Here is a 1,638-nt window from a genome sequence, read left to right as displayed (position 1 = left end):
GGCGTCGACGATGCGCTCGGTCGCGTCCTCGGTGCGGTCGGAGCGCTCGCGGACCGCCTCCAGCGAGGAGGTGAGCTCCTCGACGGTCGCGGCCTGGTCGTCGGTGGTGCGCGCGACCTCCGCGACGCCCGCGGCCGCCTCGTCGACGGCGTCGGCGATCTCTTCGAGGGAGTCGAGCACCGTCTCGATCTCGGTGCCCGCGTCCTCGATGCGCTCGTGGGAGCGCTCGACGGCGGTCGTGGTCTCCGCGGACTGCGCCTGCAGCTTGTCGAGGCTCTCCGTGATCTCCTCGGTGTAGCCGCGGGTCTCGTCGGCGAGCTTCTTCACCTCCTCGGCGACGACCGCGAAGCCGTCGCCGCCCTCGCCGGCGCGGGCGGCCTCGATGTTGGCGTTCAACGCGAGCAGGTTCGTCTGCTCGGCCACGTCGGAGATGACCTCGATCACCTCCTCGATGTCGTCCATGCGCTCGGAGAGCGCGCCGACGCTCTCGACGAGCTCGTCGCCGATCTCGACGACGTCCTCGGTCGCCTCGCGGGCGTCCTCGCTCGCGTCGAGCCCCTCGTCGGCGGCGTCGGCGGCCGCGACCGCGGCGGAGTCGACCTCGTCGGCCGTCGCGGCGACCTCCTCCATCCCCGCGGAGAAGGACTGCATCTCGGAGACGCTCTCTTCGAGGAGCTCGTTCTGCTCGTCGACGTTCTCCGCGATGTCGGCGGCCGCGGCGCTCGCCTCCTCGACCGTCTCGTCGAGGTCGCGCGCCTTCTCGTGGACGCCCGAGGAGAGCTGGTCGAGGTTGTCGGCCATCCGGTTGACGACGTCGACGACGCGGACCAGGTCGCCGTCGAGGTGGTCGAACGCGTCGCGGTACCCCGCGCGGGCGTCGAGGTCCCCCTCGCCGATCGCCTCGGCGGTCTCCCTGACCTCCGCGACCAGCTCGCTCGTCGCGTCGCGCTCGTTCACCGTCTCCGTCCGGTCGACGACGACCTCCGTCACGCCGACGAGCTCGCCGTCGTCGTACAGCGCGGTCGCCGTGAACTCGATGTGGCGCTCCTCGCCGTGCCGGTCGACCATCGTGCTGGAGTCGCGGTACCGGTCGCGCGCGGAGTCGCAGCGTTCGACGCCGTACGCCTCGTCGGCGTTCGACGGGGCGTCGAGCACCTTGTCCGCGAGCGTGTCGGCCCGGCGGCCGTCCGGGTAGAACAGCTCGGAGACGTGACCGTGGCCGATCGCGTCCTCGCGGTCGACGCCGGTGAGCGAGACGATCGACTCGTTCCACTCGGCGACGTTCCCGTCGCAGTCGAGGATGAACGTCGGGATGCTGGTGGCGTTGAACACCTGCTCGAAGCCGGCGCCGGCGAGCGTCGCCGCGCGGTTCACGCCGTCCTCGTCGGTGACGCCGTGCCCCTCCTCGGTCCGGCCGGCGGCCTCGGCTGTCCCGGCCGTCGCGGCGTCCGTTCCCTCGCCGTCCTCGACGACGACGCCCCCGTCGGGGACCGACCGGGAGTCGCTCCCCCGTCCGAGTACCCGCCGCAGACGCTCGCGAAGTCCCGTCATGTCTACGTCACCGTCTCCCAACCGGCATGATAAACCGTGCGTCCCGGAATTCGCATTTGATAATTTGCGCGGAACGGCGGGGCGGGG

The 1,638-nt window shown here is 71.6% G+C and carries 1 protein-coding gene; it reads right to left on the bottom strand.

All coding sequences use genetic code 11. From position 1 onward, the window contains the following. A partial coding sequence (locus B9G38_RS17075) for a methyl-accepting chemotaxis protein (RefSeq protein WP_086221158.1) occupies positions 1-1,551 on the bottom strand: 1,551 nt, incomplete at its 3' end. Between the last annotated feature and the right edge of the window lie 87 nt (positions 1,552-1,638).

This window comes from Halorubrum sp. SD612, from assembly GCF_002135005.1.
Note: the sequence above shows the minus strand (reverse complement) of the source record. Positions and strands in the feature narration are given on the sequence as shown.